The organism is Dyella silvae (genome assembly GCF_026421305.1).
Lineage (GTDB): Bacteria > Pseudomonadota > Gammaproteobacteria > Xanthomonadales > Rhodanobacteraceae > Dyella > Dyella silvae.
The window spans coordinates 746,004-760,664 of sequence record NZ_JAPJBQ010000001.1; the positions used below are offsets into that span (position 1 = coordinate 746,004).

The 14,661-nt window shown below is 62.2% G+C and carries 14 protein-coding genes; 8 read left to right on the forward strand and 6 right to left on the reverse strand.

Annotated features, from left to right (window positions below; all coding sequences use genetic code 11):
- Positions 1–78: 78 nt before the first annotated feature.
- The 3 genes from OQE56_RS03400 to OQE56_RS03410 form a co-directional block, all read right to left on the reverse strand.
- Positions 79–732 carry a hydrolase gene (locus OQE56_RS03400; RefSeq protein ID WP_267221540.1) on the reverse strand — a complete coding sequence of 218 codons (654 nt, stop codon included), beginning with the start codon at positions 730–732 and terminating at the stop codon, positions 79–81.
- A 68-nt stretch (positions 733–800) separates the two neighbouring features.
- On the reverse strand, positions 801–1,622 hold the full coding sequence (locus tag OQE56_RS03405; protein ID WP_267221542.1) for an alpha/beta fold hydrolase: 822 nt from the start codon (positions 1,620–1,622) through the stop codon (positions 801–803).
- 460 nt (positions 1,623–2,082) lie between these two features.
- Entirely contained in the window at positions 2,083–2,715 is a 633-nt protein-coding gene (locus OQE56_RS03410) for a response regulator transcription factor (protein WP_267221544.1), read from the reverse strand.
- 221 nt (positions 2,716–2,936) lie between these two features.
- Here OQE56_RS03410 and OQE56_RS03415 point away from each other — a divergent pair, with 221 nt between their 5' ends.
- The 3 genes from OQE56_RS03415 to OQE56_RS03425 all read left to right on the forward strand — a co-directional run bounded on the left by OQE56_RS03415 (position 2,937) and on the right by OQE56_RS03425 (position 7,861).
- The gene (locus OQE56_RS03415) at positions 2,937–5,987 is read left to right on the forward strand and encodes a sensor histidine kinase (protein ID WP_267221546.1); all 3,051 of its coding nucleotides are present in this window, start codon (positions 2,937–2,939) and stop codon (positions 5,985–5,987) included.
- Positions 5,988–6,116: 129 nt separating this feature from the next.
- A complete protein-coding gene (locus tag OQE56_RS03420; RefSeq protein ID WP_267221548.1) occupies positions 6,117–7,193 on the forward strand; it encodes a catalase family peroxidase in 1,077 nt (358 codons plus the stop codon).
- A complete protein-coding gene (locus OQE56_RS03425; protein WP_425601589.1) occupies positions 7,193–7,861 on the forward strand; it encodes a cytochrome b in 669 nt (222 codons plus the stop codon). Before OQE56_RS03420 ends, OQE56_RS03425 begins: the two co-directional genes overlap by 1 nt.
- Before the next feature lie 14 nt (positions 7,862–7,875).
- On the opposite strand, the gene OQE56_RS03430 is transcribed toward OQE56_RS03425, so the two are convergent.
- The gene (locus OQE56_RS03430) at positions 7,876–8,829 is read right to left on the reverse strand and encodes a LysR family transcriptional regulator (protein WP_267221550.1); all 954 of its coding nucleotides are present in this window, start codon (positions 8,827–8,829) and stop codon (positions 7,876–7,878) included.
- Between the two features lie 117 nt (positions 8,830–8,946).
- On the opposite strand from OQE56_RS03430, the gene OQE56_RS03435 reads away from it, so the two are divergent.
- From OQE56_RS03435 to OQE56_RS03445, 3 genes are all read left to right on the forward strand, one after another.
- Positions 8,947–9,384 (forward strand): DoxX family protein, encoded by a 438-nt coding sequence (locus OQE56_RS03435; RefSeq protein WP_267221552.1) that lies wholly within the window; start codon positions 8,947–8,949, stop codon positions 9,382–9,384.
- Between the two features lie 61 nt (positions 9,385–9,445).
- Positions 9,446–10,072, forward strand: a complete 627-nt coding sequence (locus OQE56_RS03440; protein ID WP_267221553.1) for a glutathione S-transferase family protein — start codon at positions 9,446–9,448, stop codon at positions 10,070–10,072.
- A 55-nt stretch (positions 10,073–10,127) separates the two neighbouring features.
- Complete coding sequence (locus tag OQE56_RS03445; protein WP_267221555.1) at positions 10,128–10,493, forward strand: nuclear transport factor 2 family protein; 366 nt, start codon at positions 10,128–10,130, stop codon at positions 10,491–10,493.
- A 27-nt stretch (positions 10,494–10,520) separates the two neighbouring features.
- Here OQE56_RS03445 and OQE56_RS03450 read toward each other — a convergent pair whose 3' ends face one another.
- Positions 10,521–12,035, reverse strand: a complete 1,515-nt coding sequence (locus OQE56_RS03450; RefSeq protein WP_267221557.1) for an HD domain-containing phosphohydrolase — start codon at positions 12,033–12,035, stop codon at positions 10,521–10,523.
- Positions 12,036–12,447: 412 nt separating this feature from the next.
- Here OQE56_RS03450 and OQE56_RS03455 point away from each other — a divergent pair, with 412 nt between their 5' ends.
- Entirely contained in the window at positions 12,448–13,242 is a 795-nt protein-coding gene (locus OQE56_RS03455; protein ID WP_267221558.1) for an alpha/beta fold hydrolase, read from the forward strand.
- Between the two features lie 107 nt (positions 13,243–13,349).
- On the opposite strand, the gene OQE56_RS03460 is transcribed toward OQE56_RS03455, so the two are convergent.
- Positions 13,350–14,273 carry a bestrophin family protein gene (locus OQE56_RS03460; RefSeq protein WP_267221560.1) on the reverse strand — a complete coding sequence of 308 codons (924 nt, stop codon included), beginning with the start codon at positions 14,271–14,273 and terminating at the stop codon, positions 13,350–13,352.
- A gap of 158 nt (positions 14,274–14,431) precedes the next feature.
- On the opposite strand from OQE56_RS03460, the gene OQE56_RS03465 reads away from it, so the two are divergent.
- On the forward strand, positions 14,432–14,659 hold the full coding sequence (locus tag OQE56_RS03465) for a hypothetical protein (RefSeq protein ID WP_267221562.1): 228 nt from the start codon (positions 14,432–14,434) through the stop codon (positions 14,657–14,659).
- The last annotated feature ends 2 nt before the right edge of the window (positions 14,660–14,661 follow it).

Genomic DNA, 14,661 nt, shown 5'->3' on the forward strand with positions numbered 1-14,661 from the left:
AACTCCTAGGGGTGCCCTGATCAATTCGACATGGGCAACATGATGTCGAATTGATCAGGGCACCCCTAACACCAGCAATCAGCCTTCGTGCGCCCCGAACATGCTCTTGGCATAGGTGATGCCCAGGCCGTACGAACCGCCAAACCGCTTGGCGACGCCGGTGGTGCTGTCGTAAGTCTCGGTGCGTGCCCAGTCGCGCTGAAGTTCCAGCAGGTACTGCAAAGAGGTCATCGGATGCGCGCCCACCTGAATCATGCGATCCACGGCGCGGTTGTGTGCTTCTTCAGACACGTCGCCACAGGCATCGGTGATCACGTAGACCTCGAAGCCCTGATCGATCGCTGACAGCGCCGGACCGACGATGCATACCGACGTCCAGAGGCCCGCGAGCACGATGCGCGTCTTGCCGATCTCGTTGATGCGCTTGATCACGGCCGCGTCTTCCCAGGTATTCATCGAGGTGCGGTCCAGCAACGCCTGACCCGGGAACGCATCAGTGATTTCACTGTACATCGGGCCGGAAAAGCTCTTCTCAGCCACGGTGGTGAGGATGGTCGACACCTTGAAGCTCGCAGCAGCGTTCGAGACGAGCGCCGCGTTGTTGCGCAACATGATGGCGTCGATGGAATTCGTGGCAAACGACATCTGAGACTGGAAGTCGATCATGATCAACGTGTGATCTTTCGGCGTAAGCAGCTGCTTGCCCGGGGTCGGCGTGGCGGTAATGGACATGAGGGGAGCCTCCAGGGTGAGGATGAGTGCGCGCCACCGGCAAAGGGCCAGTGGCGCGCCGGAATGAATTACGAACGGATGAAGTCGAGCAGATCCTTGTTGACCTGCTCCGCGTGCGTCGACGTCAGGCCGTGCGGCGCGCCCGGATAAACCTTTAGCGTGGCGTGCTTGACGATCTTGGCGGTGAGGCGGCCGGAGTCGTCAATCGGCACGATCTGGTCGTCGTCGCCGTGAATGACCAGCGTGGGCACCTCGATCTTCTTCAGGTCGTCGGTGTAGTCGACTTCGGAGAACTGCTTGATGCAGTCGTACTGCCCCTTGAGGCCGCCCATCATGCCCTGCCCCCAGAATGAGTCGCGCATGCCCTGGGTGGCCTTGGTGTTGGGGCGGTTGGCGCCGAAGAACGGACCGGACAAATCCTTGAAGAATTGCGAACGATCGGCCAGCGTCTTCGCGCGAATGTCGTTGAACACATCGATCGGTAGGCCGCCGGGATTGTTGGCAGTCTTCACCATGATGGGCGGCACGGCGCCAATCAGCACCGCCTTGGCGACGCGCGCGTTGCCGTGACGACCGATGTAGTGCGCCACCTCGCCACCACCGGTGGAGTGACCCACCAGCACGACGTTCTTCAGATCCAGCTTTTCGATCAGCGCGGCAAGATCATCGGCATAGGTATCCATGTCATTGCCGTTCCACGGCTGGCCCGAACGGCCATGACCGCGACGGTCATGCGCAATGGTGCGGAAGCCGTGCGAGCTGAGAAAGAACATCTGCGCATCCCACGCATCGGCGCTCAACGGCCAGCCGTGCGAGAACACAACAGGCTGCCCCTGCCCCCAATCCTTGTAGTAGATCTCGGTGCCGTCTTTCGTGGTGATTGCGGTCATGTTGTTTTTTCCAGGTGACGGGTGCGTAGGCGCCGCCGCAGTGGCGGCCATGGAAGGCATCGAGATTCCTGCGATGGGCAGAGCCAGCGCCGCTGACGCAGCGGCCATGCCACCAAGGAAGGCTCGCCTGGCCGGATCGATGTCCGCTCCAGGATCTCTGTTCGACATACGGACTCTCCTTGTGCACGGCTTGAGCACGGCACGCGATGCGCAGCAGTGCCGCATCTGCATCGCCGTGCGATGCAGCCATGACGTGGTAGTGGGGTGAACCGGGCCGGCCCTGATGTCCGTTGCCCAGGAACATTCTGGTTCACCTCACCGCGGAGACGTACACCAATCGTGGCAAATCTTGCCTACCCGATCAGGTAGATGGTGTGAAGCGCGCGTCTGTCGCGCGTGTGCGCCGACTTTTGCTAAAGGTCGGTGTGTCGCACCTGTTACAACGGCGTGTCGCGCAGACTCAGCCTTCGAAGAAACCACGGTTTCGCGCAAGCGTGACGGCATGCGTGCGATCGAGCGCGCCAAGCTTGGTCATGATGTTCTTCAGACGCGCCTTTACCGTGTCCTCGGATACGCACAGGATGTCGGCGATACGTTTGTTGGTGTGTCCGGTGGCCACCAGACGGAGCACGCTCAATTCGCGGTCGCTCAACATTTCCGACCACGCATGCGAGGCGATTTCACCAGCAACCTCGGCGGCAACCACCCGGCGCCCGCCCCTGACCGACCGGATGGCCGCCAGAATCTCGTCACGGCTGGCCGTCTTCAGCAAGTAAGCGGTAGCGCCGAAGCTGAGCGCCCGCTTGACGCGAGCGTCGCCGGGGTACGACGTGAGCACGATGATCCGCGCCTCGGGAAACTCGGCACCCAGCGTTGAAATGGCCTGCAAGCCGTCGACCCCTGGCATCTGCAGGTCGACAAGCGCCACATCGGGGCGCAGCTCGCGGTAGCGCACGATCGCTTCGGCGCCGTCGGCCGCCTGGCCCACCACGGCCATGTCCGGCGCGGTCTCAATCGCGGCGACGATACCGTCACGCATGATCGGGTGATCGTCCGCAATGAGAACGCGGATGCGTGTTGCATCGACTGTCACGGTTTATGCTCTCGGCGCATGGCTGCTTTCCCCGCACGGACGGAGGCGGGGATTCGTCCGGCATCGTGCGCCACTATCCCGAGCCGCCTTGCGACGATCAATGCCCATTCGGGTGAATCTGTGTTCACGCGGCGATACCTATGGTGGACGCGCGCAGAAGGATATGCTGCAAACTGTTACGACGCACCATGCTATGTGCACTTCCTGGGAACCTTATGCCGATGCTCGGATGGCTCGCCTTTGCCGGCCGTCGCACCTTGTCATTGCTGGCTGCAACGGTGCTGGCGTGCGCCTCCATGGCAAGTCAGGCCAGCGACTCACCGGGCTTTCGCCACCGGCTATGGACGACCGAAACGGGCACGCCCGCCGATATCTGGTCCATGACCCAGGGCAAGGACGGCTACCTGTGGCTGGGAACAGGCGGCGGACTCTATCGCTTTGACGGTTTCCGCTTTGAGCGCTTTCAGCCACCCGCCGGCGAGCGCTTCGCGTCCAACAACATCACGGCCCTGGCCACGCTGGACGGCGGGTCGCTGTGGATGGGTTTCTATTACGGCGGCGCCAGCGTCATGCGGAACGGCCACCTGCACCACTATGCCGAGCGGGACGGATTCCCACGCGGCATGGTGCTGGCCTTCGCCCAGACCCCCGACGGCACCGTGTGGGCCGCCACCGAAGGCGGCCTTGCGCGATTCGATGGCACCCGGTGGCAGACCGCGGGCGCTGACTGGGCTTACCCGACGGAACGAGCGGACTGGCTCATCGTGGGGCGCGACGGCACACTCTGGGTCACCACGGGCGAGTCGCTGATGTACCTCCGCCCGGGGGAGCGGCACTTTCAGCGCACAGATCAGCCCGTCGCCAAATACGGCATCGTTGCCCAGGCCCCGGACGGCACACTCTGGCTTTCCGATCACCTGCATGGCACGCGCGCCTTGCCCGGGCTCACTGCCGAGCACCCCGAAAGCTCGGCTCGCGAGCGCCCGGCTGAGACAGAATTCGCCTGGGCCAATCGCCTGCTGTTCGATCGCTACGGCAATTTGTGGGGCACCTGCGTCGACAAAGGCGGCATCTACCGCGTGGCCTCGGTGAAACAGCTCGCTACTGGGCGCTCGCTGCGCCCCGGCGACTTTGCGGAAGTGATCGGCCGCACCAATGGGCTCGTTTCCGAGCGCGCCGTGCCCATGCTGGAGGATGCGGAGGGAACAGTATGGGTCGGCACCAACATGGGCCTGGCCAGTTTTCATCACAACAGTTTTCAGACCCCCGCACTGGTCTTGCCCGGCACGGCAGCGAACTACGCGATGGCCAGAGATGCCACGGGCGCGGTGTGGATCGCCAATGGCGGCACGCTGTTCCGATTCGATGGCGATGAGGGCAAGGTGGTGCGGCGCGACCTGCATGACGCGGATGGCATGTTGTTCAATCGCGCAGGCGATCTATGGGTGGTCGGCAGAAGCCATCTCTACTGGCTGCACGGCAATGTACTGAATGCCACCGACTGGCCTGTCTCGCCGGATATCACCCGCGTCAACGCGTTCGCCTTTGACAGCCGGGACCAGCCCTGGATGGCGCTTGCCGAGCACGGTCTGTACCACTTGCAGGAAGGCCGGTGGCAACAGGTGATACCCATTGCCGCTGTCGCCCATGAAACCCCTACATCACTGGCCAGCGACAGCCACCATGCGCTCTGGATCGGCTATGCCGGCAACCGCCTTGTGCGGCTCGACGACAGCGGCGCGCAGCTGTTCACCGAAGCGAACGGCCTGCACGTAGGCACCGTCACAACCATCGACGCGCGTGGCAACGATGTGCTGATTGGCGGCGAACAAGGGCTTGCCCGGTGGAGCGACCACCATATCGCCACGATGAACGTAGCCGACGACGATGCTTTCAGCGGCATCACCGGCATCGAGCGTGCAGCTAACGGTGACCTGTGGCTCAACACCGGCAAAGGCGTGGTGCGCATCGACGCCGCCGAGGCATCGGAAAGCTTCGGGGAGCAAAGCCATCGTCCTGTCTATCGCCTGTTTGATTACCGCGATGGGCTGCCCGGCATCGCCAAACAAGCGGCGGTGCTACCTACCACCCTGGCCGACGGAGACCAGCGGCTGTGGTTTCTCACCAATCAAGGCCCGGCATGGATCGAACCCGGCATCTTGAGCGAGAACCCCCTGCCGCCACCGGTAGCCATTGTCGATATGGTCGCCAACGGCAAGCATTACCCCGCCGGTAGCCAGATCGATCTGCCCAAGGGCACTACCAATCTGCAGATACGCTACAGCGCGGCCAGCCTGGCCATTCCCGATCGCGTGCATTTCCGCTATCGGCTCGACGGTGCGGATACCGGCTGGCAGGACGCCGGGAACCGGCGCGAGGCGTTCTATTCCAATCTTGGCCCGGGGACCTATCGCTTCCGAGTCATCGCCGCCAACGACGACGGCATCTGGAACACGCAAGGTGCAGAAACCCGCCTGACCATCGCACCCTGGTTCTACCAGTCGGCATGGTTCTACGCCTTTTGCTTGCTCAGCTTTGTAGCGCTCATTGTTGCGTTCTTCATCTGGCGCACGCGGCTGGCCGCAGACCGCGTGCACCTGCAGCTGACGGAGCGCATGAACGAGCGAGAGCGTATTGCCAGGGAGATTCACGACACCCTGCTTCAGGGCGTGCAGGGACTATTGCTTCGCCTGCAGGCGCTGATGGCCACGCCAGCCAGAAACGAAACCCATGACGATGTTCTCAAGGCATCGATCGATCAGGCCAGGGAGATGGTGATCGAAGGCCGCGGCAAGATCATTGCGTTGCGGGGCGAGCCACCCCGGTACAACGAACTGGTGCAGTCGATTCTGGCGGTCGGCGAGGATCTGGCCTCGTTTCACCCGCAAGTGACGTTTCGCATGACGACCGATGGACAGCCACGACACATCCTTGCCAGCGCCCGCGACGAGATTCTGGACATTGTCCGCGAGGCGATTCGCAATGCCTTCCTGCACGCGCAGGCCAGCCATGTGGATGTGCATGTCGACTATGAGCAACGCGCACTGCGCGTACGCATTACCGACGATGGCATCGGCATCGACGAAGACGCACTGAAGGCGGCAGCCGAGTCGGGCCATTGGGGCGTCGTAGGTATGCGCGAACGCGCCGTACGCCTGGGCGCAAAACTTTCCTTGCGGCGCTTGCGCCCGTACGGCACCGAATGGCAGCTGAGTGTGCCCTGCCGCGCGGCTTACCATCCACGCGGACGGCATAGCTTCGGCATGTCATGACAGTGGCGGTGCTCTCAAGGGCTCCCTGAAAGCGGTGCCGGAGGTGAAGGCCGGCACTGCCTCATCGTGACGTAACCTTCGGCTACGTGCAGCGAAGATAGTTGGGTACCCTCGCCCACTGGAGCGCACATGTCCGAACCCGCCCCCAAGCCTCAACACCTCCTCTGGCGTTGGTGTGCCATCGGCTCTGCCGTCCTGTTGCTTGCGGTGGCCTTTGGCTATGTGGGCGGATGGCTGGCCCCAAAACGGCTGACAGCGCAGCGCATCGTCGATGCCTTGCAGCACAACGGCGGCGTCCACCCCGGCTATCGCCGCAACCACGCCAAGGGCATTTGCGTGGCCGGTTATTTCGAGGGCAATGGCGCGGGATCGGAATTTTCGCGGTCCGAAGTGTTCACTGCGGGCCGCACGCCGTTCGTCGGGCGCTTTGCGGTTCCCGGCGGCAATCCGTATGCGCCGGATGGCAGCGTGCCGATACGCAGCATGGCGTTGCGCTTTTCATTGGCCAACGGCCAGCAGTGGCGCACCGGCATGAACAGCATGCCGGTGTTTCCGGTGTCGACGCCACAGGCGTTTTATGAGCAACTGCAGGCGAGCCAGCCCGACCCGGCCACCGGCAAGCCCGACCCCAGCCGCCTCAAAGCGTTCTTTGGCCAACACCCCGAAACGGCCGCGTTTCTTGCCTGGGTCAAGACAGCAAAGCCGTCGGCCAGCTACGCCACCGAGAGCTACAGCGGACTGAATGCGTTCTACTTTGTCGAAGCGAAGGGTGTGCGTCACGCAGTGCGCTGGCAGGTGGTGCCGGAAGCAAAAGACGCCGCGCCGGGCCCCGCGGGCGACACGGATTATCTGGCCAACGATCTGCGCACACGCCTCGCCGCGGGTCCGCTGCGTTGGCATCTGATGGTGACGCTGGCCGCGCCCGATGACCCTGTCGACGACGCCACCAAGGTGTGGCCTGCGGATCGAAAGACCCTTGATGTGGGCACGCTGGTCATCGAGAGCGAGCAGGCACAAGAAAGCGGCCCTTGCCGCGACATCAACTACGATCCGACCGTGCTGCCCGATGGCATCGAAGTGTCTGGCGATCCGTTGCTTCCTGCACGATCCGCCGCCTATGCCGACTCCTATCTGCGCCGCACCGGTGAGGAAGCGCATGTCCCCGGCGCTGCTCATGCAGACCCGTCCAGGCAGGAGCACCCGTGATGAACGCGCCACACGCCTTCCATCCGCTGGCACGCCTGCTGCACTGGACCATGGCCGTGCTGATCCTCGCCATGCTGTTCATCGGTGTCGGCATGGTCACGACCGTCTCCGGCAAACATCAATGGCTGTTGGCCATTCACAGGCCACTCGGCGCCACCTTGTTTGTATTGGTGCTACTGCGCCTGTGCGTAAGACTGCGCTTCAAGCCACCCGCCCTGCCCGCTGATATGCCGGCGTTGATGCAGTTCGTCGCGCACGCATCCCACTGGGTACTGTACGGACTGATGCTGGCCATGCCTCTGGTTGGCTGGGCCATGCTGTCGGCCGGCGGCTATCCGGTCATGCTGGGAAGCGCATGGCACCTGCCGCCTTTGTTGCCGGCCAACGGTGAGGTGTTTGCCTGGCTGCGCCTGACGCACCGCTATCTTGCTTATCTGCTGTTCCTCACCATTCTGGGGCACATGGGCGCCGCGCTGTATCACGCATTGATTCGCCGCGATGACGTCTTTCCGAGCATGACGTTTCCATCGCTCGCACATGCTCCGTCGCCGGAGCCAGTCATCACCGCAGACGATGCTTCATCGATTCCTGCCAATGAAGCGGAAGGGCATATTGTTGAGCCTGCGGCGCCGGCGCCAACGCGCCCACCAGCCGCTCCCGAAGAATGATCTCGCTGACCGGACTATTTCCTGCGCCGGCCTGGTGACTTCCAACCGATAAGTTTTTTCGCACTCCACTCGGCCTCGCTGAGCTTCGATATGAAGAACTCAGCGAGCGCCGTGACTTTCGCCGGCCGTGTGCGGGCGGTAGGCGTCACGAAGTACAGGCCTCCCTCGGGCAGACGCCAGTCGGCCAGAATCGGTTCGAGCTGTTTGTCCAGAAAATAAGGCGTTGCGACGAATTCCGGGAGCTCCGCCACCGCCAATCCCGCGAGCACCGTGGGCAACAACGCTTCCACACTCGTCCCTCGCAAGACACCGGTGGGTGCAACGGTGCATTCCTCGCCGCCCGGGTGGGTAAAGCGCCAGATATCGCGCTTACTCCGATTGGCGTAACTGACGCACTGATGAGCAGCCAGCTCATGCGGATGCTGCGGACGACCGTGGCGTGACAGATAGGAGGGAGACGCCACGATGAATCGGCGCACGGGAGCGATGAGTCGCGCAACCAGTGATGAGTCTTCCATGACCGCGATGCGAAGCGCCGCATCGAAGCCTTCGCCAATCAGGTCCGCATGGGCATCCGTGAGATGAAGGTCGACGGAGATCTCCGGATAGGCCCGAAAGAATTCAGGAAGCAACGGAGCGACCCAGCGAGTGCCAAAGGAAAGCGGCGCCGCGAGCTTCACCAGGCCGCGCGGCCGGCTTGAGGTTTCGCGCGCAAAATCTTCGGCCTCTTCCGCATCGGCACAGATCTTTGTAGCGCGCTCGGCAAGCGCGTGGCCGTAGTCGGTGAGTGCGAGCCGTCGCGACGTCCGGTTGAACAGCCGTCCACCTAATCGCTCCTCCAGCCGGGTGACGGCTCGGGAAACCGTGGCGACCGAGACGCCCATGGCAGTGGCCGCGGCGGCGAACGATCCCTCCTCCGCGACCTTCGCGAACATCGCGAGCCCTTCGAAATCTGGCAGCTTCGACATCGACAATCCTGCAACGATGGTTTGCATTCATTTCTATTTCGAAAACAAGCATGCCGCCATAGATTGGTCTCCGTCAAACCCCGCCGCCAACGGCGATCAATCACTGAGGATATTCGTATGAGCAACCAGACCTATGCTGCAACCGAGGTCCTCCCCTCGGCCCTCCCCAGCGCCCTCACCACCATCGTTCCGGCCATTGGCCGCGCGTTGATCAGCACTCTGTTCATCCTTGCCGGGCTTTCAAAGCTCGCCGCCCCGGCCATGACCATCGGCTATATCCAGTCGGTCGGGCTGCCGCTGCCATCCATCGGTTTCGGCTTGGCGGTGCTCGTTGAGCTCGTCGGCGGCATCACCCTTTTGCTCGGCTACCGCACGCGCATCGTTGCAAGCGTTCTCTTCGTATTTGCGCTCGCAACCGCGGCGCTCTTTCACCACAACTTCGGTGACCAGGACCAGTTCATCCATTTCTTCAAGAACGTCGCGATGGCTGGAGGTCTTCTGCATGTGGTCGCCTTTGGCGGTGGTCCGCTGAGCCTCGACGGCCGCCGCTCCTGACAACCCGACTGGAGCGACTTCCGTCGCTCCAGTGTTCTCTCCGCCAGTAAAGGGCACCACCATGCTTGAAGTACTTGCCTTTGCCACACCCAACAGCGTCAAAGTCCCCATCGCACTGGAAGAAATGGGACTCGACTATCGACTCGTTCCGGTCAATCTGCGGCGGGGCGAACAGAAAACTGACGCGTTCAGAGCCTTGAATCCCGGCGCCAAAGTGCCGGTGCTCATCGACCGCTCCGCACCAGGCGGCGATACAGTGATCAGCGAATCTGCGGCGATCCTGGTCTACCTCGCGGAAAAATCCGGGCAGCTGCTGCCGAAGCATGGTGCCCATCGCAACAAGGTGTTCGAACAACTGTTCTTTCACGCCTCGGGCCTGAGTCCGGCGTTTTTGCAGGCATTCCTCGTTTCCATGCAGCCGTCGCCACCGGCGGAGGCCAGGTCAAACGCGCTATCGGAAGTCGATCGCGTGCTGGGGCTGCTCAATCACAGCCTCGAGCACCATCCGTACGCTGCCGGCGACACCTACAGCATCGCAGACATCGCTCACTTCGGTTGGGTGTGGCGCCACCAGGCCGTGGGCGCATCGCTCGACAAGTTCCCGCTCGTGACGCGTTGGTATGACGACATTTCGGCGCGTCCCGCAGTCGTCAAGGCCATCGGAAAGACGCTCGCCCTCGCCGCGTAGCAGCACCCCACAACGTCCTACCCCACCGATATCACGTCCATCCAGGAGACATACCGTGACCAACCGTATCCATGAACTGCTCTATCGCAATCTGCAGGAAGTCTTTGGCGAAGGCGATGCCGCGCGCCGCCGGGCTGCCATCGACGAGCTCTATACCGAAGACTGCGCACTCTACGTACCCAATGGCATTTTTGTCGGGCGGGATGCCCTGGACAAATTTGCAGGCGATCTTCGCGCGACGCATCCTCACTTTGCCTATACACCCCATGGCGAACCTCAGGCCCTGCACAATGCCGGCCGCCTCGGCTGGGGCTCGGGTCCGCGCGGTGCGGCACCTGACTATACGGGGCTGGATGTGATCATTGTCCGGGACGGAAAGATCGCGGCGCTTTACGTGTTCCTCGACGCCATGCCGTCATGACATCCCGTTGAGATAGCGCGCGCCCATCTAACTTCCGAACTCTTTGAGACGTTCATCCGGTAGTGTCACCGGCTCAAGCAGGCCAAGCTGTGCGGCTTTCAATGTCGCGGCGGCGCGGGTGGTGCACTCCAGTTTGCGAAACACACTCTCGACATGCGTGCGAACCGTACTCGCGCTTATCGACAGCTTGAGCGCGACCGCTTTATTGCTTGCGCCAAGACTTATGTAGCGAAGCACTTCCCTTTCACGATCGGTGAGTATGGAGGGGGCTGAGAACGTTGCCGGTTTAGCCATCAATCCTTGTTGTTCCTCAGGAAGCAGTGCCCGCACGACGCTCTTTTCAAAGCGCCCGTTGTTTGCTTCGGCCAAAAGCAGTTCGCCCGCCTGACGCGATGTGAAAGCATCGCGCCATGGGCGTGGTCCGCGAAGCGCGGCCATCGCAACAGCCGCCGCCAGAATGCGGCCTTCCAGCGGGATGTCAGGCGCCGTCAATCCACGGAAGTAACCGGAGCCATCCAGCCGCTCGTAGGCGAACGACGCAAGCCGAACTTCATCTTCCAGCGACCGAAGCAACTTTCCCGCGCGCGATGTCCAGTAAGGCACGAGGCGCACACGCTCCCACGCGGACTCGGAAAGTTTCGCGGGGGTATCCCAGATCATGTTCGGCACGGCCGTCCGCCCGATGCCATGAATCAGCCCGGCGCCATAGAGCCGCTGCTGCATACGTTCGTTCAGACCCAGCCGCCGTGCGGCATCCCGCGCGAGGGTTGCCGCAAGCCGTGAATGCCCAGTCAGCCACGGCAACTTAAGGTCGACCACATCCGCCAGAACCTCCAGCGGCGCCCTCGTTGCCGGCAATGAATGCGCAAAGAACTGTGCTTCTTCATGCGCCCCATCGGCTTCCAGCTCCATAAGCCACTCTCGCGCATGCGCCATCGCAGCCTCCGCCACGTGGTGCGGATACTGGCGGCCCGCTCGCTGACCGATCAGATAGCAGGCCTGCTGCAGACCATAAATGCGATGGAAGATCTCCAGATCACCTGCAGCCGCCGCGAGATAAACGGCAGGCGGAACCGCGTCACCTGCCAGTCCGTCAGGCGCTCCGTGGCCATCAAAACTTTCAAACAGATGCCTCAGCGCGAATTGTGTGGACTCGCTGAGGCCGAGTAGACCCGCAATATCCCCGGCCACTTCACAATGAATTTTGGACAGTGCAAAAAATGCGGCGACGTTCTCCTGGGTGCTTTGGCGAAAACCGCTCCCGGATGACGGTAAGGCGAGCAGCGACTCGCGCTGCGCCACATCGTCGCCAAACAACTGAGCAAACTCGTGCGCATTCGCGGTGCAGCCCGACCAGCGGAGCAAGGCCACGATCGATGCTTCCGCGCAGAGCTCGTCACTGCCTCCAGTGACCCGGGCGAGTCGTCGGGCCAGGCAACTTGCGCGCCACGAATGATCGGTCGGCTGACCCATGGCCAGATCGCCGACGAAAGCAATCGTCCGGATGGCTTCCAGTACTGATACAGCACACGTGTCGCTCATTCAGCAGGTTATAGCCCCGTTGGGTGTGTCAGAAAAGTCTACGGGGGTCTTGCGCCGTGCCGGCATCGGATATTTGACCGATGCCAGTCCAGGCCTGGGCCTAGCAAGCTTGTCCCCAACGCGGGACCCGATGGCGATGCAAAGCCACCACCTCGCACAGACCTCCAACGCCCTACCCGGCGCCATGGTGTTCATGGCCACCGAACGTTGTCCCCTTTCAACAAAAAGGCAGTCCCTTTCAGGCAAGACCCGATAACCGGCAGGGAAAACACTAGCGTCGCGGGGGCGTAAGCCACACCAGGCACCACTTGCCGCGTCGCAGGAATACCGGGCACCTCAAATGGGCCACGTGCGGACAGCGCAGCAGCGCCGTTGGCCGTACACACCATGTCGCGCTGCAGGAGTTTCGTTTATGAATCTCGGTAAATACCTGGCGGGTGCCGTCGTTGGCGGCGCAATGCTCATGGGTGGTGCGTCGGCTTTGGCGGCCGATGCCAAGCCTGCCGTTGTACTCGTCCATGGTGGCTTCGTCGACGGCTCGGGCTGGGAGGGGGTGTACAACATCCTCAAGCACGACGGCTATGACGTGACGATTGTGCAGAACCCGACCACCTCATTGTCGGATGACGTCGCGTTCACCAAGCGCGCGCTTGAGAAGCAGAACGGCCCCGTCGTTCTGGTCGGCCACTCTTACGGTGGCGCGGTTATTACGGAGTCCGGCAACGCGCCCAACGTCAAGGCGCTGGTCTACATCACCGCGTTCGCTCCGGACGCTGGCGAGTCGGTGCAATCGCTTATCAAGGACCCGCCGCCGGGCGCGCCTGTGCCGCCGATCCTGCCGCCGCAAGACGGATTCCTGCTGCTGGACAGCAACAAGTTTGCCGCGTCGTTCGCTGCCGACGTGCCGCCGCAGAAGGCCGCGTTTATGGCGAACTCGCAGGTTCCGTGGGGCGTGAGCGCGCTGGCAGGCGCCATTACGCAGCCGGCGTGGAAGAGCAAGCCGAGCTGGTATCTGGTGGTCACCGATGACCACATGATCCCGGTGGCCGCACAGCGCTCGATGGCGAAGCGAGCCAATGCAACGGTCAAGGAGACCAAGGGCAGTCACGCCATTTACGTGTCCAACCCCAAGGTGGTCGCGGCACTGATCGAGGATGCGGCGAAGAAGGTCGGGAGCCAGCCGGCGGTCGCCATGCAATCGCGCTGAGTATCGGCCGTTGTTGAAGAAGGCCCCATAAGGGGCCTTCTTTTTGCCATATCGGTGATCTCAAAGGGCGCGTTACCGACTCGCTGCATCAGGCGCCGTGCTCAGCACTAGAAAAGCACGCCATGCTTGGCTTGCAAGGGCTCCGGCAGGTCGGTATCGCCGAGCAGGCTGCAGAGATTGATTTCAATCCCCCGGCTTATCGCATCCAGCGGCAGATCATTGGGCAGCAGATCGAATGGATCTTCGATCTGCGCACCAATGGCGTCCAGACCAAAAAACGTATACGCCAATATGCCGACAGCAACGGGTGTCAGCCAACCCAATGTTCCGAACAGGCAAAACGGCAAGATGAAGCAGTAGACGTGTACCGTGCGATGCAGCAGCAAGATGTAAGCGAACGGGATCGGCGTGTTCTTGATCCGTTCGCAGCCGCCAAGCACGTGGGACAGCTGATTGATCTCGCGATCCATCGAGGCAAGCAACATGCTGTCGGTTCCGGCCTCACGCGCGCTTCGCGCATACGCATCGCCAATGGCACCCAGAATGGTGTTCGGACGGTTTGGCGATGCCATGGCAGCGGCACACACCGCGGGCGGCAACCATTTCTGCAGATCCATGTCGGCGTTCGTATCGCGCAGATGGTGCCGCAAGGCATGCGTAAAGCCGATCAGGTGGCGCACCAGCTCGCGCTGCTGAGCCGCCGCCAATCCGGGCATGAACGCCAGGGCCTGACGTGTGAGGTTGCGGGTCGAGATCACCAGATCACCCCACAGGGTGCGCCCTTCCCACCAACGCTGATACGCCACCGTATTTCGAAAGCCGAGAAAAATGGCCAGCGTCAACCCGAGCAAGGTGAGAAAAGCCGCATTCAGCGAGAACTGGAGACTCACGCCTCGCTGCTCTGCAATCACCACCGCCAGCGACAGCAGCATGGTGTACAGCACGCGCGGCCAGATGACCGGAATGATCGAACCCTTGAGCGCAAACAGCAGGGTGAACACGGAGTGGGCATTGTGGGGGCGTACGATCATGGCGTGGCACTTATCATCGGAACTGACGGGCGTAGCTTGCGACTCGCACCACCCGCCAGAGGCGGCATGGCGTTCCCTGGGAGGGTGGCGCATTCACGTTCTTCCGCGGTGCGCCGCGGTACGTTGGTCGCGCAGCCACTCTCGCGGAAAATCATCTTATGAACGCGAACACCATGCATCTCGGACAGGGTGACATCGAGCCCCTCATTCTACGGGCACTGGTACGCAAGCTGATCGCCAAGAACGTACTTTCACCCGACGACCTCAAAAGCCTGCTGCTCGACGCGGCCAGACACTCCGATCTGGTGGTGGGCAACAACCTGACCGAGCAGGAAGCGCTTCACATCGTCGAAGGCGATCTGCTGCCCACCTTCCTCAGCCCTTGATC